Annotated in this window: 21 protein-coding genes and 1 tRNA gene; 10 read left to right on the top strand and 12 right to left on the bottom strand. The window is 62.2% G+C overall.

Translation table 11 applies throughout. From position 1 onward, the window contains the following. Window positions 1-10 precede the first annotated feature (10 nt). From ACXJKE_RS19290 to ACXJKE_RS19275, 4 genes are all read right to left on the bottom strand, one after another. Window positions 11-1021, bottom strand: coding sequence for an Ldh family oxidoreductase (locus ACXJKE_RS19290; protein WP_457282208.1), 1011 nt, complete (start codon window positions 1019-1021; stop codon window positions 11-13). Then, window positions 1022-1954, bottom strand: a complete 933-nt coding sequence (locus ACXJKE_RS19285) for a hydroxyacid dehydrogenase (protein WP_457282207.1) — start codon at window positions 1952-1954, stop codon at window positions 1022-1024. Between the two features lie 272 nt (window positions 1955-2226). Further along, entirely contained in the window at window positions 2227-3402 is a 1176-nt protein-coding gene (locus ACXJKE_RS19280) for a UxaA family hydrolase (RefSeq protein ID WP_457282206.1), read from the bottom strand. 148 nt (window positions 3403-3550) lie between these two features. Continuing rightward, entirely contained in the window at window positions 3551-3832 is a 282-nt protein-coding gene (locus ACXJKE_RS19275) for a UxaA family hydrolase (protein ID WP_007862870.1), read from the bottom strand. Between the two features lie 110 nt (window positions 3833-3942). Here ACXJKE_RS19275 and ACXJKE_RS19270 point away from each other — a divergent pair, with 110 nt between their 5' ends. Genes ACXJKE_RS19270 through ACXJKE_RS19260 form a run of 3 tightly spaced genes read left to right on the top strand, consistent with a single transcriptional unit; the run spans window position 3943 to window position 6590 of the window. After that, window positions 3943-4743 carry a GntR family transcriptional regulator gene (locus ACXJKE_RS19270; RefSeq protein WP_457282205.1) on the top strand — a complete coding sequence of 267 codons (801 nt, stop codon included), beginning with the start codon at window positions 3943-3945 and terminating at the stop codon, window positions 4741-4743. Between the two features lie 2 nt (window positions 4744-4745). Next, entirely contained in the window at window positions 4746-5570 is an 825-nt protein-coding gene (locus tag ACXJKE_RS19265) for an inositol monophosphatase family protein (protein ID WP_457282204.1), read from the top strand. Between the two features lie 6 nt (window positions 5571-5576). Next, complete coding sequence (locus tag ACXJKE_RS19260) at window positions 5577-6590, top strand: YeiH family protein (protein ID WP_457282203.1); 1014 nt, start codon at window positions 5577-5579, stop codon at window positions 6588-6590. Window positions 6591-6614: 24 nt separating this feature from the next. Here the strand turns inward: ACXJKE_RS19260 and ftsY are convergent, their stop codons facing one another. After that, the gene (ftsY, locus tag ACXJKE_RS19255) at window positions 6615-7754 is read right to left on the bottom strand and encodes a signal recognition particle-docking protein FtsY (RefSeq protein WP_457282202.1); all 1140 of its coding nucleotides are present in this window, start codon (window positions 7752-7754) and stop codon (window positions 6615-6617) included. A gap of 70 nt (window positions 7755-7824) precedes the next feature. Between ftsY and ACXJKE_RS19250 the strand changes: the two genes are divergently transcribed. The 5 genes from ACXJKE_RS19250 (at window position 7825) to ACXJKE_RS19230 (ending at window position 12242) form a co-directional block, all read left to right on the top strand. Then, entirely contained in the window at window positions 7825-9300 is a 1476-nt protein-coding gene (locus ACXJKE_RS19250; protein WP_457282201.1) for a M16 family metallopeptidase, read from the top strand. Window positions 9301-9334: 34 nt separating this feature from the next. After that, window positions 9335-10735 carry a M16 family metallopeptidase gene (locus tag ACXJKE_RS19245; RefSeq protein ID WP_457282200.1) on the top strand — a complete coding sequence of 467 codons (1401 nt, stop codon included), beginning with the start codon at window positions 9335-9337 and terminating at the stop codon, window positions 10733-10735. Continuing rightward, the gene (gene rsmD, locus ACXJKE_RS19240) at window positions 10732-11388 is read left to right on the top strand and encodes a 16S rRNA (guanine(966)-N(2))-methyltransferase RsmD (RefSeq protein ID WP_457282199.1); all 657 of its coding nucleotides are present in this window, start codon (window positions 10732-10734) and stop codon (window positions 11386-11388) included. The genes ACXJKE_RS19245 and rsmD overlap by 4 nt, the downstream gene beginning before the upstream one ends. Before the next feature lie 82 nt (window positions 11389-11470). Next, window positions 11471-11971: a pantetheine-phosphate adenylyltransferase gene (gene coaD, locus ACXJKE_RS19235; RefSeq protein WP_457282198.1), complete on the top strand. Its 501-nt coding sequence runs from the start codon at window positions 11471-11473 to the stop codon at window positions 11969-11971. Window position 11972: 1 nt separating this feature from the next. Further along, on the top strand, window positions 11973-12242 hold the full coding sequence (locus tag ACXJKE_RS19230) for a YfhL family 4Fe-4S dicluster ferredoxin (protein ID WP_457282197.1): 270 nt from the start codon (window positions 11973-11975) through the stop codon (window positions 12240-12242). Between the two features lie 158 nt (window positions 12243-12400). Here ACXJKE_RS19230 and pth read toward each other — a convergent pair whose 3' ends face one another. The 7 genes from pth to ACXJKE_RS19195 all read right to left on the bottom strand — a co-directional run bounded on the left by pth (window position 12401) and on the right by ACXJKE_RS19195 (window position 18674). Continuing rightward, window positions 12401-13015 carry an aminoacyl-tRNA hydrolase gene (gene pth, locus ACXJKE_RS19225; RefSeq protein WP_457282196.1) on the bottom strand — a complete coding sequence of 205 codons (615 nt, stop codon included), beginning with the start codon at window positions 13013-13015 and terminating at the stop codon, window positions 12401-12403. 154 nt (window positions 13016-13169) lie between these two features. Continuing rightward, on the bottom strand, window positions 13170-13865 hold the full coding sequence (locus ACXJKE_RS19220; RefSeq protein ID WP_431098044.1) for a 50S ribosomal protein L25/general stress protein Ctc: 696 nt from the start codon (window positions 13863-13865) through the stop codon (window positions 13170-13172). A 111-nt stretch (window positions 13866-13976) separates the two neighbouring features. Further along, complete coding sequence (locus tag ACXJKE_RS19215; protein ID WP_457282195.1) at window positions 13977-14951, bottom strand: ribose-phosphate pyrophosphokinase; 975 nt, start codon at window positions 14949-14951, stop codon at window positions 13977-13979. Between the two features lie 228 nt (window positions 14952-15179). Further along, window positions 15180-15256, bottom strand: a tRNA-Gln gene (locus ACXJKE_RS19210). Between the two features lie 86 nt (window positions 15257-15342). Beyond that, window positions 15343-16278: a 4-(cytidine 5'-diphospho)-2-C-methyl-D-erythritol kinase gene (ispE, locus tag ACXJKE_RS19205; protein ID WP_457282194.1), complete on the bottom strand. Its 936-nt coding sequence runs from the start codon at window positions 16276-16278 to the stop codon at window positions 15343-15345. Window positions 16279-16365: 87 nt separating this feature from the next. Continuing rightward, a complete protein-coding gene (locus ACXJKE_RS19200) occupies window positions 16366-16845 on the bottom strand; it encodes an outer membrane lipoprotein LolB (RefSeq protein WP_457282275.1) in 480 nt (159 codons plus the stop codon). A gap of 56 nt (window positions 16846-16901) precedes the next feature. After that, on the bottom strand, window positions 16902-18674 hold the full coding sequence (locus ACXJKE_RS19195) for a tetratricopeptide repeat protein (protein ID WP_457282193.1): 1773 nt from the start codon (window positions 18672-18674) through the stop codon (window positions 16902-16904). Window positions 18675-18792: 118 nt separating this feature from the next. Between ACXJKE_RS19195 and mutM the strand changes: the two genes are divergently transcribed. Further along, entirely contained in the window at window positions 18793-19608 is an 816-nt protein-coding gene (gene mutM / locus ACXJKE_RS19190; protein ID WP_457282192.1) for a bifunctional DNA-formamidopyrimidine glycosylase/DNA-(apurinic or apyrimidinic site) lyase, read from the top strand. 71 nt (window positions 19609-19679) lie between these two features. Next, window positions 19680-21656: a dynamin family protein gene (locus ACXJKE_RS19185; RefSeq protein ID WP_457282191.1), complete on the top strand. Its 1977-nt coding sequence runs from the start codon at window positions 19680-19682 to the stop codon at window positions 21654-21656. The last annotated feature ends 5 nt before the right edge of the window (window positions 21657-21661 follow it).

Below are 21661 nucleotides of genomic sequence, written 5' to 3'. Positions count from 1 at the left end.
TGAATAACTGTTAACCCACTAACTGATCCAACTGCGATTTGAGTGCGTCGGGAATGTTGATTCCCGTCTGTAGTGCTTTCGTTTCAAGTGCGATGCGCCGCGTACCGGCCAGACGTACACCTTCGTCCAGCAGCATTTCGGCGATCACGGTTTCCATGCGTTCAAAGTAAGTGTCTGTGCCTGCAAGCGCGCCCGGGTCGATCAGGATGAAAGCCTGGCCGATTCGCGGCTGATTGCCCTCATCCACAAAAAACGATGATGCCTCAAAAGCAAACTGCGCGCCAATCACGGCTGTCACCAGCAGCTCAACCATCAATGCCAACATGGAACCTTTAGGGCTGCTCACGGCGCCCAGCGGCAGCATGGAGCCTTCCAGAGCCGCCTGTGCGTCCGTTGTGGGCCGGCCTTGCGTGTCCAGCGCCCAGCCCAGCGGAATGGATTTGCCTTCCTTGGCCGCAACCATCACCTTGCCGCGCGCAACTTCGCTCAGAGACAGGTCAATCAGCAGTGGATCGGCGTTTCTGCGGGGAAACGCGGCAGCAATCGGGTTGGTTCCAAAGATCGGGTGCTTGCCGCCTGCCGCTGGCATGGCCGCCGGTGCGTTGGCAAAACCAAGGCCTACCAGGCCCGCATCGGTTGCGGCGCGCAGATGATCCACCAATACCCCGCAATGGTGGCTGTTGGTCACGCCGACAAAACACACGCCCAGTTCCCGGGCGGTTGCAATCGCTGTGGAGATCGCCAGGTCGCAAGCGGGAAAAGCCAGGCCCTGCTTTGCATCCACCAGCACCGCCGCACCTTTTTTGTGCGCCACGACGGCGACGGCATGGCCATCGGCCCGGCCGTTGCGAAGATGGGTGGCATATTGCGGCACGCGGCTCAAGCCATGCGAAGCAAGGCCTTGCGCTTCGGCGCGAACCAGTGCTCTCGCGGTGGTGACCGCCATGGCTTCTGCCGCGCCCGCCTTGCGCAGCGCCTGCGTGGCAAGACGGGTTGCTTCTTCAATAGACAGTTGGACCATTTACTTCAGGCTCTCCAGCACCTTGTCGGCAATCATGAACGATACACGTTCATTTGACTGCATGCTGAGACCTGAAATGTGTGGTGTAAGCAACAGGTTGGGGCAGCCTTGCAACGCCGCGCTCGCGGGCAGGGGCTCGGCGTCGAATACATCAATGGCCGCACCGCCCAGTTGCCCCGACCGCAGTGCCGCACTGACTGCCGCGATGTCCACGATGTGGCCCCGCGAGGTATTGATCAGGACTGCGCCTTTTTTCATCTGGCCAATGCGTGCCGCGCTGAACAGCCCGCGCGTCGCATCCACCAGGGGCACATGCAATGTGACGGCATCTGCGCCGCTGATGAGGTCGTCAAGGCCGGCGTACTGCACACCGGTCTGCGCGAAAATCGGAGCATCGGGTGCAAGCGCGGGGTCATAGGCAATCACGTGCATGCCCAGGCCACGTGCCAGGCGGGCGGTGGTCTGGCCTATGGAGCCAAAACCGATGATGCCCAACGTTTGCCCGGCAGCTTCACGGCCGTTGCTCAGCGCAGCGCGCGGCCACTGGCCGGCTGCCACGGTTTCGGTGGATGCAAACGCACCGCGCAACAGCAGCAGGGTGCTGGCAACGACGTATTCCGCCACGCTGAGTGCGTTGGCGCCCGAGGCGGGAATGACCTTGATGCCGCGGGCTTCGCAGGCCGGCACGTCGATGTTGTCCAGCCCCACGCCGAGCCGGCCCACCACCTTGCAGCGGGCCATTGCGGCGAGCAGTTCGCCGCGCACCTGCGTCAGGTTGCGCACGATCAACACATCGGCTTGGCCCGCCTCGGCCCGCAGGCGGGTGGCGTCGCCCACCAGCTGCGGGTCATAGAGCACGTCATGTGCCGCTTCAAGCTGCGCCACTGCGCGCTCGTCCATGAATTCACAGATGACAATGCGCGCCCGCGTCATGACAGTGCCACCAGCATGTGAGCACAATTTTCCGCCGGGCCGCCCCAAGGAAAATTAGCCCCCTCGGGGGGCCGCGTATTACACGAAGTGAAAAGCGTGGGGGCCAAATTTTCCGCCGGGCCGCCCCAAGGAAAATTAGCCCCCTCGGGGGGCMGCGTATTACACGAAGTGAAAAGCGTGGGGGCCAAATTTTCCGCCGGGCCGCCCCAAGGAAAATTAGCCCCCTCGGGGGGCAGCGTATTACACGAAGTGAAAAGCGTGGGGGCCATGTTCTAGGCTGATTCAAAGAGGCGCGTCAGCACGAACTCGCGGTGGCCCAGCGCTTCTGCAGCGGTCAGGCGGCCGTTGGCGGTGCGCAGCATGTTCTCCAGCAGCTTGTCGCCGGCCTGGTCGAGCGTGATATCGCGCTGCAGCAGCCCGGAGGTGTCCACGTCGATGTGTTCGCTCATCAGGCGCACGGTGCGCGGGTTCGAGCAGATCTTGATCACGGGAACAATCGCATTGCCGATCACGTTGCCCTGGCCGGTGGGGAAGAAGTGCACGGCGTAACCGGAGGCGGCGCACAGGGTCACCATTTCGGCGGCGGCGCTCGACGAGTCCATGAACCACAGGCCCGGGTGCGTGGGCATTTCGGCCTTGTCGATGACGCCGTCGACCGTGCAGACCTTGCCGATCTTCTGAATGTTGCCCAGCGCTTTTTCCTCGATGGTCGTGAGGCCTCCGGCAATGTTTCCCTTGGTGGGCTGCGAGTCCGACAGGTCGCTGGTCTTGTGGCGGTTGATCATGTCCTGGTAGCGGTTGAACATGAACATGAACTGGTCGCGCACGGCATCTGTGGCACAACGGTCGGCGACGATCTTTTCACCACCGGTGATCTCGGAGGTTTCACCGAAGCACAGGTAGTTGCCGAGCGGGTGCAGCTTGTCGAAGGCGTTGCCGACGGTGGGATTGGCGCCGCAGCCGGACGTGGTGTCCGATTCGCCGCACTTGGTGGACACCCACAGTTCGGAGATGCCGCAGACCTCGCGCTGCTTTTCGCTGGCCCACTGCACATACTCACGTGCGGCTTTGGAGGCCTTCATGATGGTCTCATGGTCGCCGTGGCCTTCAATGCCGAAGCCCATGACCGGTTTGCCAGTTTTGGCGATGCCGTCCACCACTTTTTTGGTCCAGCTGTCTTCAATGCCGATCACCACGACGGCGGCGACATTGGGGTTGCAGCCGGCACCGATCAGGGTGCGAAAGTGCAGCTCCAGGTCGGCACCGAATTGCAGCCGCCCATAGGGGTGCGGAATCGCCATGCAGCCCTTGATGTTGTGGGCCACCGCCTCGGCGGCTGCATTGGAAAGGTCGTCCAGCGGCAGGATGATGACGTGGTTGCGCACGCCGACGCGGCCGTTTTCACGGCGGTAGCCCAGAAATGTGGTGTTTTTATCGATGACTGACATGGGGGATCCTTTTAAAGTTTTTTGAGTTGATGGTTTGGATGGCGTAGCGAACGGGCGGCAGGCAAGGCGCAAACCGCAGGCGGGCTCCTGCCCGGCGAGGATTTGCAACGCTGCATCCCGCCCGCGCAGTAGCCAGGCAAGCCATCAACTACCAGCGCTTGGTTTTGATGTTATGGACATGGGCGTGCTGGCCGGCCTTGATGTTGGCAACAACCTTGCCCATGTCGATGCCGTACTTCAGCACGGTGTCGCCGACAGCCATGTCCTTGAGGGCCACCTTGTGGCCGATCGGGATGTCCTGTTGGGCCTGCACATTGATCATGCGGTCCTCGTCCATGATCCAGCCGGTCATGGCGGTTCCTGCCTTCACACCTTCCACCACCACAACGGCCACGGTGTCTTTGGCGTCATGCAATACAAAATGAATCATGGGGTCTCCGAATGGCCTGAGTTGAATTGAGTTGCCAGTTTTATGGGCCGGCAACCGCTTGTCAATTCACTCATATATATGACTTGTACGACTCGCTCGTTGGTGTTTCAATGGCGGCCGTGAATGTCAAAAACACATCGGCTCCATTGCGTCCGTTGATGAGCGAAGAGGCCATGCCGCTCTACCGCCAGGTCAAGCGCGAGCTGCAAAAACTCATCGAGGCCGGGCATTGCGGCCCGGGTAAACCCTTGCCCAGCGAGGCGAATATTGCCGCGAGCCTGCAGGTGAGCATAGGCACCCTGCGCCATGCCGTTGACGAGCTGGTACACGAGCATGTGCTGGTGCGGCGGCAGGGCAAGGGAACTTTTGTGGCGCCGCACAACAATGCCCGCTTCATGTTCCAGTTTTTTCACGTGGAGCCGCACTGGAACTTCGGTGACGACGATGCGGCGCGGGACCGCGACTACCCGGAAATTGACTGCATCGCTTTTGGGCGCGAGCGGGCCACGGAGCAAGAAGCCGCCGCGTTGCGTATCAAGGCGGGGGAGTCCGTGTTCAGGGCGGAAAACCGCCTCGCCCTGCAGGGCAGGGTGGTCATGCATGACCGGCTGACCATTGCGGCGGCTCTGTTCCGCAACCTCACCGAAAAGCGTTTTGTGGAAAGGCCCGGCACGATCTATGCCTTGTACCAGACGGACTTCGGCATCACCGTGCTGCGGGCACAGGAACGTGCACGCGCCGCGGCGGCCGACCGGACCCAGGCGCGCCTGCTGGGGCTGGCGGTGGGCTCCCCGGTGCTGGAAGTGCATCGGCTGGCCCTGACGTTCGGCGACAAGCCCGTGGAATACCGGGTCTCTACCATCAATACCCAGGCGCACGACTATGTCAGTGTGCTGTCCAAGAAGGCATGAACATGGACCTTGTTGTGGTGCTGGAGAAAACCCGGCTCGCGGGCATGGAGGCTGCCGCCCGCATCAGGAAAGCGCAGGCTGAACTGCAGCCGGCGGATGTCCGCCAGAAAGCGCCGGGTGACTGGGTCACGCGCTTTGACCGCGAAGTGGAAGAGGGCTTGCGCGGCGCATTGCTGCAAGTCTTGCCGCAGAGCGGTTTTGTCGGCGAAGAAAGCGGCGGCGAATTGACGGAGCAGCCCACCTGGCTGGTCGACCCGATTGATGGCACGGCAAACTTTGCGCGCGGCTACCCTCAGTATGCGGTATCGATTGCACTGTGTGTGGACCGGCAGCCGGTGCTGGGCGTGATCGTGGATCCGTCCCGCCACGAAATTTTTACTGCGGCATCGGGCCTTGGTGCATACCTGAATGGGGAGCGCCTGGCCTGTGCTGCCGCGCGCCCTGCTGCGCAATGCCTGGTTTCGACGGTGTTTCCCAAGCCGGGTGCGCCTTTCATGGACGACTACCTGCGTGAATTTGGTGATGTACTGAGAACGTTTGGGCAGGTTCGGCGAAGCGGGTCCATGGCGCTGGAACTGGCTTATGTGGCGGCCGGGCGGGCTGATGCCTTCTGGGAACGCGGCATGGGCGCGTGGGACGCTGCGGCCGGGTTGGTGCTGCTGCGCGAGGCCGGCGCCACGATGCGGTCCCTGGACGGCTTGCCCCTGCTGCAAAGCCGGATGCTGGTGGCGGGAAGCCCTACCGGTGCGGCGCTGCTGGAAAAAGTTCTCACGCATTACCCCGGTGGTCCAAACCCTCCGTCCCATTCATCCAACAAGTCTGTCTGATATCCCATGATTTTTAAATGGCGCATGGCGCTGGCGTCCCACTTTCCAGGTGTGCTGGTGTGCATGGTGATTGCACTGGCCGCGACTTTCATCTCCGAGCACTATGGCGGTCCCCAACTGCTCTATGCCTTGCTGATCGGCCTGGCGTTCCACTTTCTCAATAGCCACCCCAAGGCGGCCAAGGGCATTGGTTTTTGCGGCCGCGTGGTGCTGCGCGTGGGGGTCGCGCTGCTTGGTGCCCGCATTACGTTTGCGCAAGTGGCCCAACTGGGCGCCGGAACCGCCGTGGTTATCGTGCTGGCGGTGGTACTGACGATTTTGCTGGGCGTGCTGCTGGCGCGCTGGCTGAAGTGTTCGCGTGATGAAGGCCTGCTGTCGGGCAGCGCGGTGGCCATCTGCGGTGCATCGGCGGCGCTAGCCGTGTCTTCCGTGCTGCCCCAGACGAAAGAAAACGAACGCTTCACACTGCTGGCCGTGGTGGGCGTCACGGTGCTGTCGACGCTGGCGATGGTGGTCTACCCATTCAGCCTGCAGGCCATCGGGCTCTTGCCGGGGCAGGCCGGTATTGTGCTGGGCGGCTCGATTCACGACGTGGCGCAGGTGGTAGCGGCCGGCATGATGCTCGGCCCGCAGGCGGGTGACACGGCCACCGTGGTCAAGCTGTTTCGCGTCATGATGCTGATGCCCATCGTACTGTTCATTGCGGTGCTGTACCGCAACCATCCGGCCGTCAAGGTGCCGGAAACAGAAGTGCCGCTGGTACCGGGCTTCCTGATCGCTTTTGTCGTGCTGGTCATGCTGGCCAGCGCCGGCCTGATCGCGGCGCCGGTGGTTCAACTGGCCAGCGATGCATCGCGCTGGATGCTGGTAACGGCCATTGCCGCTGCGGGTGTGAAGACCAGTTTTGAAGACTTGCTCAAGCTGGGCTGGAAGCCTGTGGCGCTGTTGCTGGCCGAGACATTCTTTATCGTGGCCTTCGTGGTGATCTCGGTACTGCTGCTAAAGCTTGGGGTGCCTTGAGCGGCAAGCGGCGAATCTGCCGGTTCAGCCCAGAAGAGCCTGCGCGAATTCACGCGCGTTGAAGGTTTCCAGGTCTTCCAGCTGCTCACCCACACCGATGAAGTACACCGACACCGGACGCAGTGTGGGTGAGGCAATGGCACGTTCACGGGCCCACAGCGCAATGGCCGCCAAAACGCCGCCCTTGGCTGTGCCGTCCAGCTTGGTCACGATGAGGCCGGTCAGCTGCAGCGTGTCATCAAAGGCCTTGACCTGGGCCAATGCGTTTTGCCCGGTGTTGCCGTCAATAACCAGAAGTACCTCGTGGGGTGCTGTGGCGTCTGCTTTCTGCACTACACGTTTGATCTTGCGCAGCTCTTCCATCAGGTGCAACTGCGTCGGCAGGCGGCCGGCCGTGTCGACCAGCACCACATCTTTGCCGCGCGCCTTGCCTGCGCTCACGGCGTCAAAGCTCACGGCGGCCGGGTCGCCGCCTTCCTGGCTGACGATCTCGACGGTGTTGCGGTCGGCCCAGACGCTGAGCTGCTCGCGCGCCGCGGCGCGAAAGGTGTCAGCTGCTGCCAGCAGCACCGAGGCGCCTTCGGTGGCCAGGTGCCGTGTGAGCTTGCCGATGGATGTGGTCTTTCCGGCACCGTTGACCCCGGTCACCATGATCACGGTGGGCTGGTACTGGCCGATCACGAGGGGCTGCTCCAGCGGCTTGAGCAGTTGTGCGATGGAGTCCACCAAGGCATTCTTGACGGCGACAGGGTGCGTCATGCCGCCTTCCTTGACGCGGCGTTTGACATCGGCCAGCAGGTGTTCGGTGGCCTTGCTGCCGGCGTCGGCCATCAATAACGCGGTCTCCAGGTCTTCGTAGAGTGCATCGTCGATGCGGCTGCCGGTGAACACGGTCGAGATGCTGGAGCCGGTCTTGCGCAGCCCGGCCTGCAGCTTGCCGAGCCAGCGTTCCCGCTCGGGGGCCACAGCGCCGGGAACCGGAATGGCAATGGGGGTTACAAGCGCGCTGCCAATCAAGCTGCCACCCGCAGGAGCTGGCGCGGGTGCAGCGGGCACAGGTACTGCCGGGTCCGGGGTGGATCCGCCGGCCGGGGAGGGCGTATCGGGCGCGGAAGACGCCGGTGGGGCAGGGGGAGGGGATTTTTTCTTGAAAAAACTGAACATTGGGTATGCTTGTGGAGTCCTAGTGGGCAATTGCACTCTGCAGTGCCGTGCGGCGCCACCCAGCTATTCTATGAAACACCCCAGGCCAGCCTTTTTGACACCCCCAGTACCCCTATCTTCCATACTTCGCCCGTCGGCCGTGCGGCACCTTCCCGCGCTGGTGCTGGCACTGTACCTGGGTACGGCCGCCCTTGCACAGACGCCCGTGCCGGCACCGGTCGAGCAGTTCACGCTGGCCAATGGCCTCACGGTCATCGTCAAGCCCGACCATCGCGCCCCCACCGTGGCCCACATGCTGTGGGTGCGCGTGGGCTCCATGGACGAGGTCGACGGCACGTCGGGCGTGGCCCATGCGCTGGAACACATGATGTTCAAGGGAACGGCGAAGGTCAAACCGGGTGAGTTTTCAAAGCGCGTAGCCGCCCTGGGTGGACGCGACAACGCTTTCACCAGCCGCGACAACACGGCCTACCACCAGCAGATTCCGGCAGGCAAGCTGGAGGACGTCATGCGCCTGGAGGCTGACCGTTTCACCGGCAACCAGTGGGCCGACGACGAGTTCAAGCGTGAGATCGAGGTTGTCAAGGAAGAGCGGCGCCTGCGCACCGAAGATTCACCGCGCGCCATGCTGTATGAGCAGATGACCGCGATTACGTTTACCGCCTCGCCTTACCGGCGCCCGGTGGTCGGCTGGATGAGCGACATTGAGGCCATGACGCCCGACGATGCGCGCGACTTTTACCGCCGCTGGTATGTGCCTGCCAATGCCGCCGTGGTCATTGCCGGTGATGTGGATGTCGCGCAGGTCAAAAAGCTGACCGAAAAATACTACGGCGGGATTCCGGCGCGTGCCGTGCCGGTGCGCAAGCCGCGTACCGAGCCCGTGCAGGCCGGTGTGCGCCGCATGGACTTCAAGGCACCGGCCAGCCAGGCCTATGTCAGCATGGTTTTCAAGGTGCCCAAGCTGGAGCCGGCAGACCTGGCCGCGCCGGCCGCCGGCGCCAGCCGCGACGCGCTGGCGCTGACGGTGCTGGCCGCCGTGCTGGACGGTTACAGCGGCGCCCGGCTTGACCGCGCGCTGGTGCAGCAGTCCCGTGTGGCCGACAGCGCCGGTGCGTCCAATGGCCTGATGGGCCGGGGGCCGCAGCTCTTTTCGCTTGACGGCGTGCCCGCTGCCGGTAAAACCGCCCAGCAGGTGGCCGACGCGCTGCGCGAGCAGGTGGCCAAGGTGGCGCGCGAAGGCGTGAGCGAGGCCGAACTGAACCGCGTCAAGACGCAGTGGGTGGCCAGCGAGACCTACAAGCTCGACTCGGTCTTCAACCAGGCGCGCGAGCTCGGCTCCCACTGGGTGCAAGGCCTGCCGCTGGATGCCAGCGAACGCATCATTGCCGCGCTGCGCAGCATCACGGGCGCCGAGGTGCAGGCCGTGGCCGCGAAATATTTTGGTGACGACCAGATGACGATGGCAACGCTGTTGCCGCAGCCGCTGGACCCGAACCGCAAGCCGCGCCAGGGCACTGCGCCTGCCGGCGACCTGCAGCGTTGAGCTGCCCTACTCATCCAGAATTGTTGACAACATCATGATTGCTATAAAAACAATAGCGGCTCGCGCAAGGTGTGTAGGGGTCGCAGGCCTTTTTAGTTTGTTTTTTCACTCGCTGGCGCTGGCTGCCCTGCCGATCCAGCACTGGACGCAGCCCAATGGCGCCAAGGTTTACCTGGTCGAAAGCCCGGCGATTGCCATGCTGGACGTGCAGATCGACCTGGACGCCGGCAACCGGCGCGACCCTGCCGACAAGGCCGGCCTGGCCAGCATGATGGCCGGCCTGCTGGAAAAAGGTGTGCGTGCCAGCAATGGCTTGGGGCCAGACGGAATTTGTGGAGGGCTGTGTGTTCCCGAGCCGGCGCTCGACGAAAACGCACTCAGCGAAGCCTGGGCGGATCTGGGCGCGCAGTTCGGTGCCGGCACCACGTCCGACCGCCTGAGCTTTTCACTGCGCACCCTGACCGACCCGGCGCTGCTGGACAAAGCCGCAGCGCTGGCCGCACGTGAGATCGCCGAGCCGGCTTTTCCCGAAGCTGTGTGGCAACGCGAGCGCGCACGCCTGCAGGCCTCGATCCGCGAGTCCTATACCCGCCCGGCCAGTGTTGCCGGCCGCGCCTACACACCGGCGGTATACGGCACGCATCCCTATGGTTATGAAGTCACGGAAGAAAGCCTGGCGCGCATCAGCGTGGGCGACATGCGCGCCGCGCACGCCACTGGCGTGACGGCTTGCCGCGCGCGCATCAGCATGGTGGGCGCCGTGACGCGCGCGCAGGCTGATGCCATCGCCGCAAAATTGCTGTCGCGCCTGCCGCAAACGGCTTGCGCCGGCCTGCCGCCATTGCCGGCCGTCGCCGAGGTCGCGCCGCTGGCCGCAGCGGTTGAAAAACGCATCCCCTTTGCTTCAGCGCAGGCGCAGGTGCTGATCGGCCAGCCGGGCTACAAACGCTCGGACCCGGACTACTTTGCCCTGACGGTGGGCAATTACATCCTGGGCGGCGGCGGTTTTGTCTCGCGGCTGGCCAGTGAAGTGCGTGAAAAGCGCGGCCTGACGTATGGCGTGTCGAGTTATTTCTCACCCGCCTTGCATGCGGGCGCCTTCACCATCAGCATGCAGACCCGGCCTGACCAGGCTGCGCAGGCCGTGGACCTGGTGCGCAAAGTGGTGGCTGACTTTGTCGCCAATGGCCCGCTGGAGACAGAGCTCAAGGCCGCGAAGGACAACCTGGTCGGCGGCTTTGCCTTGCGCATTGACAGCAACCGCAAGCTCCTTGACAACGTGTCGAGCATTGCCTGGAACGACCTGCCCCTGAACTACCTGGATACCTGGACGCAGCAGGTCGACAAGGTCACGGTGGCCGATGTCAAGGCGGCTTTTGCACGCAAGCTGCAGCCCGAAAAAATGGTCACTGTTATCCTTGGCGCCGCACCATGAAGTACACGCCCGCTCCCACCCCAGCTCCCGCCACCCCCAAGAACCCGCGCGCCAAAAGCGGCAAGGTGGTGGGCCGAAAAACCGTGCCGCCGGGTGAGATCCGCATCATCGGCGGCTTGTACAAACGCACAAAATTGCCGGTTCCCAGCAAGCCGGGCCTGCGTCCCACGCCCGATCGCGTGCGTGAAACCCTTTTCAACTGGCTGGGCCAGGACCTGACGGGCTGGCGCTGTATCGACGTGTTTGCCGGCACCGGCGCGCTGGGCTTTGAGGCCGCGTCGCGCGGCGCGGCCGACGTGCTGCTGTGCGAGCAGGACCCGGCGCTGGCGCAACAGCTCAAGACGGTGCAGGCCAGGCTCAAGGCCGACATGTGCCGTATCGAGCGTGGCGACGGACTGAGCGCCTTGAAACGCGTTGCGCCGGGCAGCCTGCAACTGGTGCTGCTCGACCCGCCTTTTGAGTCCACCCTGTACGAATCCACGCTCAAAGCCGCAGCGCAGGCCATCGGCCCGACCGGCGTGGTTTATCTGGAGGCGCCCAAACCCTGGACGGATGAGGAACTGCTGCCGCTGGGTTTACAGGTGCACCGCAGCGGCAAGGCAGGCGCCGTGCATTTCCACCTGCTGGCCGCTCTGGGTACGCCAGCGGGCTGAATCGCCGGCCAGGCCTTGCCTGCCTCGTGGTTACAGGGCGGCAATTGGCGGCAAAAAGGGTGGGGCGGGCATAATTCCTCCTATGGCCACCTCCCGCACCGCTGTTTATTCCGGCACGTTTGACCCGTTCACCCTGGGCCATGACGACGTCGTGCGCCGTGCTGCCGGGCTGTTTGACCGGCTTGTCATTGCCGTGGCCACTGCCCACCACAAGAAAACCCTGTTTTCACTGGAAGCGCGTGTGGCGCAGGTACAGGCGGCAACCCAGGGCATCGCTGGCGTCACGGTGCTGCCGTTTGACGGCCTGATCATGGATTTTTGCACGGCGCAAAAGGCTTCAGCCGTGGTGCGCGGAATCCGCAACATCACCGACTTTGACTACGAAGCGCAGATGGCGGCCATGAACCGCAAACTGCGCCCCGAGGTGGAAACCGTGTTTCTGTTGCCCGACGCACCGCTGCAATGCATCAGCAGCACGCTGGTGCGCGAGATCAGCAAGCTGGGCGGCGATATCAGCCAGATGGTGAGCCCGGCGGTGGCGGCTGCCCTGGCGGCGGCGCACGAAGCCGCAAAGGGGCGCTGACATGGCCCTGATGATCACCGACGAGTGCATCAACTGCGACGTCTGCGAACCCGAATGCCCCAACCAGGCGATTTACCTGGGCAAGGAAATTTACGAGATCGATCCGCACAAATGCACGGAATGCGTGGGCCATTTCGATGAGCCCCAGTGCGTGCAGGTTTGCCCTGTGGCCTGCATTCCCATCAACCCGCAGCACATTGAAACGCGGGAAACCCTGTTTGAAAAATACCAGCGGCTGCAAACCATTATTCCGGTGGTCACGGCCCGGTGACCTGATTCCGTCGGGGACATGGGTTTTCGAGCCTGGTACCTTCCCGGCAGCACAAATTTATAGCCAAACAGGCCTCTGGACTAACAGGGGTGAGCGCAAGCAGCTATAAAAATAGTAGCACTCCACCTTTTGCGTGGTGTGCCCGGCTCGGCTGAATTTCAGTCTTCGATATCCACTTTGCGCGGCGGTTTCGGCCGCGGTGGCGTGCTGGTGTGGATCATCACCGTGGCTTTTTCCATCTCGCCCTTGAGCAGCTCCGGCACGGCCTTGATGCAGCGGGCAATGCAGTCTTCAATCGCCACGCGGTGCTCTTGCGAAGGTTTTTTCAGCACCCAGTTGACCACCTCGGCCTTCACACCCGGGTGGCCCACGCCGATGCGCAGGCGCCAGTAGTCGGCCGTGCCCAGCTGCGCATGGATGTCGCGCAGGCCGTTGTGGCCGGCGTGGCTGCCGCTGAACTTGAGCTTGACCTGGCCGGGCACGATGTCCATCTCGTCGTGCGCCACCAGCACTTCCTCGGGGGCGACCTTGAAGAACCGCGCCAGCGCCGCCACCGACTTGCCGGACACGTTCATGAAGGTGAGTGGTTTGAGCAGCCAGACGTTCTGGCCGTTCACCGTGATGCGGGCCACCTGGCCGTGGTAACTCTTGTCCAGGCTCAGCGGGGCTTTCAGCTCCTGCGAGAGGGCGTCGATAAACCAGAAACCGGCGTTGTGGCGGGTGGCTTCGTATTCAGGGCCAGGGTTGCCTAACCCGACAAACAATTTGATCATTTGGAGATTTCCATCCGCCCAATTCTAGGGGCGTGTCTGTCGTGCTTCGCATCCCTGGGGTTGAAGGGATAAGGCTGGTCAAGAAAAACGGCCCTTGTCCTGCGGGAGGACAAGGGCCGCGAGCCTTTTCAGGCCTGAGCGTGAAGTGGGTTAATTACTTCTTGGCGGCTGGCTTGGCAGCGTCGGCCTTGGCGCCGGCTTTGGCTTCCTTGGCGGCCGCAGCTTTAGCGGCTTTCGGATCCACCGGTGCGGCTGCTGCAGCGGCTGCTGCGGCATCGGCCTCGGCTTCTTCGGAAACGGCAGACACCGACACCAGAACCGGGTTGTCCTGGCCCTTGGCCACGAACTTCACGCCCTTTGGCAGGGTGATGTCCTTGATGTGCAGCGGCGAGCCCTTCTTCAGGCCCTTCAGGTCGACGGCGATGAATTCGGGGATGTCTGCAGGGAAGCAGGACACGGTCAGCTCGGTGATCACGTGGTTGACCAGGCAGTTCTCCGTCTTGACGGCTGGAGACTCTTCTTCACCGCTGTAGTGCACAGGCACTTTCACGGTCATCTTGGTCTTGGCTTCCACGCGCTGGAAGTCGATGTGCAGGATCTGCTGTTTGTACGGGTGCATTTGCAAGTCGCGCAGCAGAACCTTGTGTTCTTTGCCTGCCAGTTCCATCTGGAGGATGGAAGCATGGAACGCTTCTTTTTTGATGGCGTGGAACAACGCGTTGTGATCGATTTCGATCAGCGTGGGTTCACCGGTGCCACCGTAAACAATACCGGGCGTACGGCCGGTGATGCGGAGACGGCGGCTCGCACCCGTGCCCTGCTTTGCGCGCTCAAAAGCGACGAATTTCATAATCAACTCCAATAAAGAACGGACCGCGACCAGTCTCGTTCTGGTTTAAAAAGCTGCTTTTTCCTGACGATGAACATCGTGAGGCGAGGGCAGCTACCTTTTTGTCTCAGATCAGAACAGGTTGTCCTGGTCCGAAAACAAACTCATGACCGACTCTCCCTTGGCGATGCGCTGAATGGTTTCAGCGATCAGCGGCGCCACGGAGAGCTGGCGAATCTTCTTGCAGCTTGCTGCATGGGCGCTCAGCGGAATGGTGTTGGTGATCACCACTTCATCGAGTGCGTCGCCCTGGGCGATGCGGTCAATGGCCGGGCCCGAAAAAATCGGGTGCGTGCAATATGCGTAAACCTTCTTGGCGCCGCGCTCTTTCAGCACTTCAGCCGCCTTCACCAGCGTGCCGGCCGTGTCGATCATGTCGTCCATGATGACGCAGTTGCGGCCTTCAATGTCGCCGATCACGTGCATCACTTCAGACACGTTCGCCTTGGGGCGGCGCTTGTCGATGATCGCCATGTCGCAGCCCAGCTGCTTGGCCAGCGCCCGGGCGCGCACCACGCCGCCCACATCGGGCGACACGACCATCAGGTCGGCGTAATTCTTCTGGCGCAAGTCGCCCAGCAACACCGGCGACGCATAAATGTTGTCGACCGGAATATCAAAAAAGCCCTGGATCTGGTCGGCATGCAGATCCATCGTCAAAACACGCGACACGCCCACGGCCTGCAGCATGTTGGCGACCACCTTGGCTGTAATCGGCACCCGCGCCGAACGTGGGCGGCGGTCTTGCCGGGCATAACCGAAATACGGAATCACCGCGGCGATGCGCTCGGCCGAAGCCCGTTTCAACGCATCAACCATGATCAGCAGTTCCATCAGGTTGTCGTTGGTCGGCGCGCAGGTCGACTGCACCACAAACACATCACGGGCCCGGACGTTCTGCTGGATCTCGACGGTAACCTCACCATCCGAAAAACGGCCGACATGGGCTGCACCCAGTGAAATGCCCAGGTGCTGGGCGATGTCGGAGGCCATGCTCGGGTTGGCATTGCCGGTGAAAACCATGAAGTCGGGATGGTGCGTTTGCATGTGGGGCCCAGCTGCTACAAGGACTTGAACGTGGCTGAAATTTTTATCGAAGCAAAATACGCACGGGGCAACACGTTGCAACGGGCTTGGCAGTGAGCGCCGCTTGCCTGGCGTGTTTCCAAAAACACACAGACCCGCTGATACACATCACGCGGGTCTGTCAGGAGTCACACGGGCCCGCTCCGGGCGGGACCGCAACACCGGGGCTACGGCCCACGGCGAGTAATTTGGCAGGGGTGGAAGGATTCGAACCTGCGAATGCCGGAATCAAAATCCGGTGCCTTAACCAGCTTGGCGACACCCCTACACAGGACAGTTGTTGTTGCCAACAACAGACCTATAAACTTTTCCATTTAGGTCGCTTGAAAGCGCATTTCAAAGAGCGGTTATTTTACCAACCAGCCAGAGGATGCGCCTCCAAATTGCTGCATGTCCGGACTATCCAGTCATCAGGCAAACCTGAAAGATCCGTCAAATCCGTGCCATGCGGCAGTTGCGCAAATACAGCACTTCCGGAGCCGGTCATGCGCCCTTGAAGATGTTTCGTTTTCAGCCAGTTGATCGACTGGCCAATCTGCGGGCACATCTCCTGCGCTACCGGCTGCAAGTCGTTGCGGCCGAATCCGAAATCAACCGATCTCAAAGGGCCTTCAGCATTTGCAGCAAAGCCTTGGATTGTAGCAGTTTCTGTGTCGCGTTTGAGCCCCGGCGCACCGAAAATTCCTGGTGTGGAGACACCGGCAGGGGGCTTAGCCACCACAAAACGGGCTGGCGGCAAGGCCAGCGGCGTGATTTTTTCACCAATGCCTTCCACCCAGGCGTGGCCACCGGACAGGAAAAAGGGGACATCGGCGCCCAGCGACAGGGCGATGGCTTGCAGTGTTGGGGTCGGCAGGCGCACACCCCAAAGCCGCTGCAGCGCCAGCAGGCAGCTGGCTGCGTCGGATGAACCCCCACCCATGCCGGCTTCTGAAGGGACGCTTTTTTGCAGGCCGATGTGAACGCCCAAAGACGTGCCGCAAGCCGCTTGCAGCGCCCTGGCTGCCTGTACACACAAGTCCTCGGCGGGCAAGGCCTGGGACTCGCCGGGGTTGCCCTCGTTGAGTTGGCGAAGGTCTTCCCGGGTGATCTGGCCATCGGCGCGCAGTTCAAAGTGCAGGGTGTCGCACCAGTCGATCAGCATGAATGCGGATTGCAACAGGTGGTAGCCGTCGGGCCTGCGTCCGGTGATGTGCAGGAAAAGGTTCAATTTGGCGGGCGCCGGCACGTCATACAGGGCTTTGAGCGGCTGCGCGGCGTGTGGGACGGGGGCGGTATGAGTCGTCATGAACTGGTGTCGCCAAAGCAATAACAGGAACCGGGAGCGTGAAAGTACGGGAGGCCTTGCGGCGAAGCCGGGGCATTCACCCCGGAATTATTGGTCAAGGACAACACGCAGGTCGGCTGGGGGCGCTGGCTGCACCCGCCTGGCCGTGATGCGGCCTTCGGCGTAACGGGAAAGGTCTGCAGACCAGCCGCTGACGCTGGCATTGTCGCCCTGCAGCCAGGCAAAGAGCGCGGTCACCGGGACGGCCGCACCTGTCGCCTGGGCCATCAGCTCATCCACCGAAGAAAACCGCTGGATCTTGCCATTGCCTGAGTCGAGTACGGCTTCACCGGGCGACCAGCGGAGCACACCCAGCACGCTGCCCAAAGGACTGATCAGCGAGAGTTCGCCGCGCTCGGGTTGGCCCTTGAGCTCGAAGCTCGCCGAAAAAGACTGCACAGGTTCGCTTTGGACCTGCAGACTGATACGGCCTGTCCGAAGCTCATTTTTTGAGTCATTTGTGCCCGCAAGCCTTTGTGGTTGAGCGCAACCAGCTATCAAAAAAGGAGCAATAGCGCAGGCGCACACCAGACCCAGACGGGTCAGGTGGATACGCAGTACAGGCGGCAGGACGCGAATTCCCGTCACAGCTTCACGCGCAGGCGCTTGAGCGTCTCGAGCAGGGTCTCGTTTTCGGGACTCAGCAGCCGGCCTTCTTTCCAGATGGCCACGGCGCGGTCACGCTGGCCTGTGGTCCAGAGTACTTCGCCGAAGTGGGCCGCGATTTCGGCGTCGGGTTTGGCTTTGTAAGCGGCTTCAAAGATCTTGATGGCTTCCGAAGTGTTACCCATGCGGAATTCGACCCAGCCCAGGCTGTCCTTGATGAATGGATCGGAGGGCGCATATTCAAGCGCTTTGCGAATCAGATCACGCGCTTCCGGCAGGCGCACGCTGCGATCCGCAAATGAATAGCCCAGGGCGTTGTAGGCGTGGTGGTAGTCGGGCTTGAGCTGGATGACACGCCGCAGCAGACGTTCCATTTCATCCATCGAACCCAGCTTTTCAGCCATCATGGCCTGGTCGTACAGCAGTTCGGTTTCGTCGGGGTTCCTGGCCAGGGCTTGCGCCAGCACATCATGGGCCAGCTGGTACTGCTTGAATTCGCGGAGCAGGCCTACTTCCGCGTTCAATTTCAGCCTTGCGTCTGCAGCGTTGCGTTCGGGGAGCTTGCGGATCAGCTGGCGTCCTTCTTCCAGTTTGCCCTGGCTGGCCAGGATAGAGGCGCGCCGGGTTTGGGCCTGGGTCAGGTCAGCGGAATTTTCAATCCTGGCCAGCCAGCTTTCTGCCGCCGCATAGTCCTTGCGTTTTTCGGCCAGTTGGGACAGCGAGAGGTAGGCCTGGGCCAGGCCGCGGTTGCGCTCGCCTTCGGCTGTCTGCTGCTGGGCCAGGGTGACGTAGCGCTCCAGCGAGGTTTGTGCCTGTGCCAGCTGGTTGTCCTGCAATTGCAGGGAGCCCAGTACCAGCCAGCCTTCGGGAAGCTCGGGTTTTTCGCGGGTCACCACTTGCAGCTGGGCGGCGGCTTCGGCGTAGCGCTGGGCATCCAGCAGCGCGCGCGCATAGGCCATCCGCACTTCGGGCAGGGCTTTGGCGTTGCCTTCAAAGTATTTGCGGACCAGATTTTCTGCTTCAGGCTGTTTCGGGTCCATCAGTTCCAGCCCGACCAGGGCCGGGCCTTCGGAGAGCGGGCCTGCAGCCTGTGCGCGCCTGGCTGCCGCAAGCGCGCCGTTGCTGTCGCCGGCGGCCAGCCGCATACGCCCCACCGTGGTCCAGGCGGCGCTGGCGGTGGCGGGACTGTTCAGGTAGGTGGCCAACGCTTCTTCGGCCACCGTGCTGGCCAGCTTTTTGTCGGGAACACGCGCGTAAATCCGGGGTACCGCAGTCAATGCCGCAGCGCGTTCCATTTCCGGAGCAAGCCGGATTTCGGTTTGCAGCGGTTCGGTCGTGTCGGCAATCCGGTTCAATGCCACCAGGATCTGCAGGACATAACGGTTTGCCTCGCGCGAGGCGGGCTGCTCTGCCTTCCAGGCCTGGGCTGCCTGCAGTGCGGCATCGCCAGAGCGCGACTGCAGTGCGATGTCCGTAGCGCGCTGGTAGAGCTGCGCATCGCCGGTTTTGCGGGCGGCGTCCAGCATGAGCGCAAATCCTGCGGCGGGCTCGCCTTCCTGCAGGGTCATTTCACCCACCAGTAGCTGGTAAAAAAGGGCCCCATCCAGCTGCGATGATGGAGTCGCTTCCTGTGCGGCTTTGGCCTCGACAAGCGTTGAGGGCGCAGCCAGGAGCGGTTCTTCGGTCTGCGCCAGGACCAGGGGAACAGCCAGCCACAGGCCGCTGATGGCAAGGCCAATTTTTTTCTTCATCGAACCATGATAATTGAAGCTTCCCGGCTGCGCTGCCGCTTTACGCCGCGGCCCTGATCTTCGGCTGGCCCACCGCTGCCTTCTTGCGCCATGCAGCAGCGCCCTTATTTACAAAACCATGCCTGAGCTGCCAGAAGTTGAAGTCACCCGGTTGAGCTTTGCGGACCGTATCGCCGGCGCCGTCATTGAGCGCGTCCAGATGGGCAAGCCCCTGCGCTGGCCGCTGGGCTGCGCGCCGCACAAGCTTGCCGGCCAGAAGGTGCTGGCAGTTCGCCGTCGCGGCAAGTATCTTTTGGTGGACCTGAGCAACGGGCTGCTGCTGATCCACCTCGGAATGTCCGGCAGTGTGGCTTTTGGCGACGGTTTCCCCGCCTTGGGCAAGCACGACCACTTTGAAATGGCCACCAGCCAGGGCACTTTGCGTTTGAACGACCCGCGCCGGTTCGGGGCTGTGGTGTATGCCAGCGATGAAGGCGCGGCTGCCGCCCAAAAGCTGCTTGGCCGGCTCGGCGTCGAGCCGCTGACTGACGCTTTTGACGCGGAAAGCTTTCACCAGGCGCTGAAACTGCGGCAAACGGCGATCAAGCAGGTGCTGTTGGGCGGGGAGGCCGTGGTTGGTGTCGGCAATATTTATGCGTCGGAAGCCCTTTTCCTGGCTGGAATCCGGCCGACCACCCGGGCAAACCGGATCAGCAAGCCCCGCGCGGCCTTGCTTCACGGGGCGATCCGCCAGGTACTGGCCCAAGCTGTTACAAAGGGGGGGAGCACCCTGAGAGACTTTTCGAATGCACAGGGTGAATCGGGCTATTTCCAGCTGGAAGCCATGGTTTATGACCGCGCCGGCTTGCCCTGCCGGGTGTGCGCAGCACCCGTGAAGACCCTCCGGCAGGGGCAAAGGTCCACTTTTTACTGTGCGAATTGCCAGAAACCTTGAGTCCGTAGACGCGCCAATGGTTCTTTCGGGTTTGCGATGCTATATTGACCGACACACTTTACGGTAGACCGATGTCTTTTAACGAACAATTTGACCAGCACGGCACGTGGCGGCGCGAATTCGCATTGCGCCTGAAACTGCTTGCAGAGTGGATGAAGGACCATGACCTGCTGGATGCAGCGGTTGAGGAGCGCCTGCAGCGGCTCGAGTCACAGGTACGTTCCGACAAGGTCATGGTCGCCTTTGTGGCCGAATTCTCGCGCGGCAAGTCCGAGCTGATCAATGCGATCTTTTTTGCCGGTTATGGCCGCCGCATCATGCCGGCAAGCGCTGGCCGCACCACCATGTGCCCGACCGAACTGGGCTACGACGCGGATGTGCCGCCCTGCCTGCGCCTGCTTCCCATCGAAACGCGCCTGCAGAAGCAAGCCCTCATGGAGTGGCGCGCGGTACCTGAAAAATGGACACGGATCGACCTCGACGTGAATGACCCGGCGCAACTGGCGCAGGCGCTCGAAAAAGTGGCCGAAGTCCGCCATGTCACCCAGGACGAAGCCCGCTCTCTTGGTTTCTGGCATGACAGCAGCCCGGAGGACAACCCGCGTGTAGGTGCTGACGGCCTGATAGAGGTGCCCAAGTGGCGCCACGCGCTGATCAATATTGCGCACCCGCTTCTCAAACAGGGCCTGGTCATCCTGGATACGCCGGGTCTCAATGCCATTGGCGCAGAACCCGAACTGACGGTGAGCCTGATCCCCCAGGCCCATGCCGTGGTGTTCATACTGGCCGCCGATACCGGTGTCACCAAGTCCGACCTGGCCATCTGGCGCGAGCATTTGATCACCGACGGTGATGGCACCGATGCACGCCTGGTGGTGCTCAACAAGATCGACACCCTTTGGGACGCGTTAAGCACGCCCGAACAAGTACAGGCGCAGATCGACAAGCAGCGTGCAACATCTGCCGAAATCCTGGGCCTGCCTGAATCCCAGGTCATTCCCGTATCGGCCCAAAAAGGGCTGGTGGCCAAGGTCACGCGAGACAAAGCCTTGCTGGAGGCCAGCCACCTGCCTGCCCTCGAGCTGGCGCTGGGGCAGGGCGTGATGGGACAGCGCCAAAAAATCCTGCGTACAGCGGTGTCGGGCGGTATCAGCGAACTCCGGACCGAAGCGGGGCGGGCCATGCACATCCGCCGGCGCGATCTGGCCGAACAGATGATTGAGTTGCGTGGCCTGAGAGGAAAGAACGTCTCGGTCATCAAGCACATGCGCAGCCGCATCGAGCAGGAGCAGGCTGAGTTCGACACCAGCGGCTCGAAAATTCACGCGGTACGTTCTGTCCACCTCAAATTGCTCCGCGACGTATTCAATCTGCTCAGCACGCCGACGCTCAAGGCAGAACTGGCCGAGCTGACGCATGCCCTGAAGCAGCCGGGCATCAAGCTGGGCGTCAAGAAGGCTTATGGCCAGACTTTTTCCCGCCTTCGCGAGGGACTGCAGAAGTCGCAGATCATGAGCAGTGAAATCCAGTCCATGTTGACTGCCTCCTTTCGCCAGCTCAATGCCGAGTTCAGTTTTTCGCTGCAGGCGCCAAAAGAGCCGGAGCTGATCCGCTATGAACACGACCTGGAGCAAATTGAGCGCAGCCATTTGCAATATCTTGGTGTGGGCAATGTTCTGAAACTTTCCCAGCCGGAATTTTCCGAGAGGCTGGTACGTGCCCTCGCCACGCGCCTGCGGGTGGTCTACGAATCCGCCCTTGGCGAAGTGGAGCTCTGGAACAAGTCAGCGGCATCGCAGCTTGATGCGCAGTTGCGCGAGCGGCGGCGCAATTTCGGCCGCAGGCTTGAAGCTATCGAGCGCATCCAGCAAGCGGCGTCTGGTCTGGATGAACGGATCGCTGAAATCGATATCCAGGAGCGCGTACTCGATGAGCTGGACAACAAGCTCACGGAGCTGACTTCCCATCTGATGGGCTCTTCAACGCAGTCCAAGACGCCGGATGGTGCCGCTACTGCAGAAAATGCCGCGGTGCCCGAGGCTGCCTGAGCGTT

It is taken from the genome of Polaromonas sp. P5_D5, from assembly GCF_054049435.1.
Note: the sequence above shows the minus strand (reverse complement) of the source record. Positions and strands in the feature narration are given on the sequence as shown.

Coding starts and splice junctions, on each gene's coding strand:
- ACXJKE_RS19290 (WP_457282208.1), bottom strand. CDS start 1,021: ATGGTCCAACTGTCTATTGAAGAAGCAACCCGTCTTGCCACGCAGGCG.
- ACXJKE_RS19285 (WP_457282207.1), bottom strand. CDS start 1,954: ATGACGCGGGCGCGCATTGTCATCTGTGAATTCATGGACGAGCGCGCA.
- ACXJKE_RS19280 (WP_457282206.1), bottom strand. CDS start 3,402: ATGTCAGTCATCGATAAAAACACCACATTTCTGGGCTACCGCCGTGAA.
- ACXJKE_RS19275 (WP_007862870.1), bottom strand. CDS start 3,832: ATGATTCATTTTGTATTGCATGACGCCAAAGACACCGTGGCCGTTGTG.
- ACXJKE_RS19270 (WP_457282205.1), top strand. CDS start 3,943: ATGGCGGCCGTGAATGTCAAAAACACATCGGCTCCATTGCGTCCGTTG.
- ACXJKE_RS19265 (WP_457282204.1), top strand. CDS start 4,746: ATGGACCTTGTTGTGGTGCTGGAGAAAACCCGGCTCGCGGGCATGGAG.
- ACXJKE_RS19260 (WP_457282203.1), top strand. CDS start 5,577: ATGATTTTTAAATGGCGCATGGCGCTGGCGTCCCACTTTCCAGGTGTG.
- ftsY (WP_457282202.1), bottom strand. CDS start 7,754: ATGTTCAGTTTTTTCAAGAAAAAATCCCCTCCCCCTGCCCCACCGGCG.
- ACXJKE_RS19250 (WP_457282201.1), top strand. CDS start 7,825: ATGAAACACCCCAGGCCAGCCTTTTTGACACCCCCAGTACCCCTATCT.
- ACXJKE_RS19245 (WP_457282200.1), top strand. CDS start 9,335: ATGATTGCTATAAAAACAATAGCGGCTCGCGCAAGGTGTGTAGGGGTC.
- rsmD (WP_457282199.1), top strand. CDS start 10,732: ATGAAGTACACGCCCGCTCCCACCCCAGCTCCCGCCACCCCCAAGAAC.
- coaD (WP_457282198.1), top strand. CDS start 11,471: ATGGCCACCTCCCGCACCGCTGTTTATTCCGGCACGTTTGACCCGTTC.
- ACXJKE_RS19230 (WP_457282197.1), top strand. CDS start 11,973: ATGGCCCTGATGATCACCGACGAGTGCATCAACTGCGACGTCTGCGAA.
- pth (WP_457282196.1), bottom strand. CDS start 13,015: ATGATCAAATTGTTTGTCGGGTTAGGCAACCCTGGCCCTGAATACGAA.
- ACXJKE_RS19220 (WP_431098044.1), bottom strand. CDS start 13,865: ATGAAATTCGTCGCTTTTGAGCGCGCAAAGCAGGGCACGGGTGCGAGC.
- ACXJKE_RS19215 (WP_457282195.1), bottom strand. CDS start 14,951: ATGCAAACGCACCATCCCGACTTCATGGTTTTCACCGGCAATGCCAAC.
- ispE (WP_457282194.1), bottom strand. CDS start 16,278: ATGACGACTCATACCGCCCCCGTCCCACACGCCGCGCAGCCGCTCAAA.
- ACXJKE_RS19195 (WP_457282193.1), bottom strand. CDS start 18,674: ATGAAGAAAAAAATTGGCCTTGCCATCAGCGGCCTGTGGCTGGCTGTT.
- mutM (WP_457282192.1), top strand. CDS start 18,793: ATGCCTGAGCTGCCAGAAGTTGAAGTCACCCGGTTGAGCTTTGCGGAC.
- ACXJKE_RS19185 (WP_457282191.1), top strand. CDS start 19,680: ATGTCTTTTAACGAACAATTTGACCAGCACGGCACGTGGCGGCGCGAA.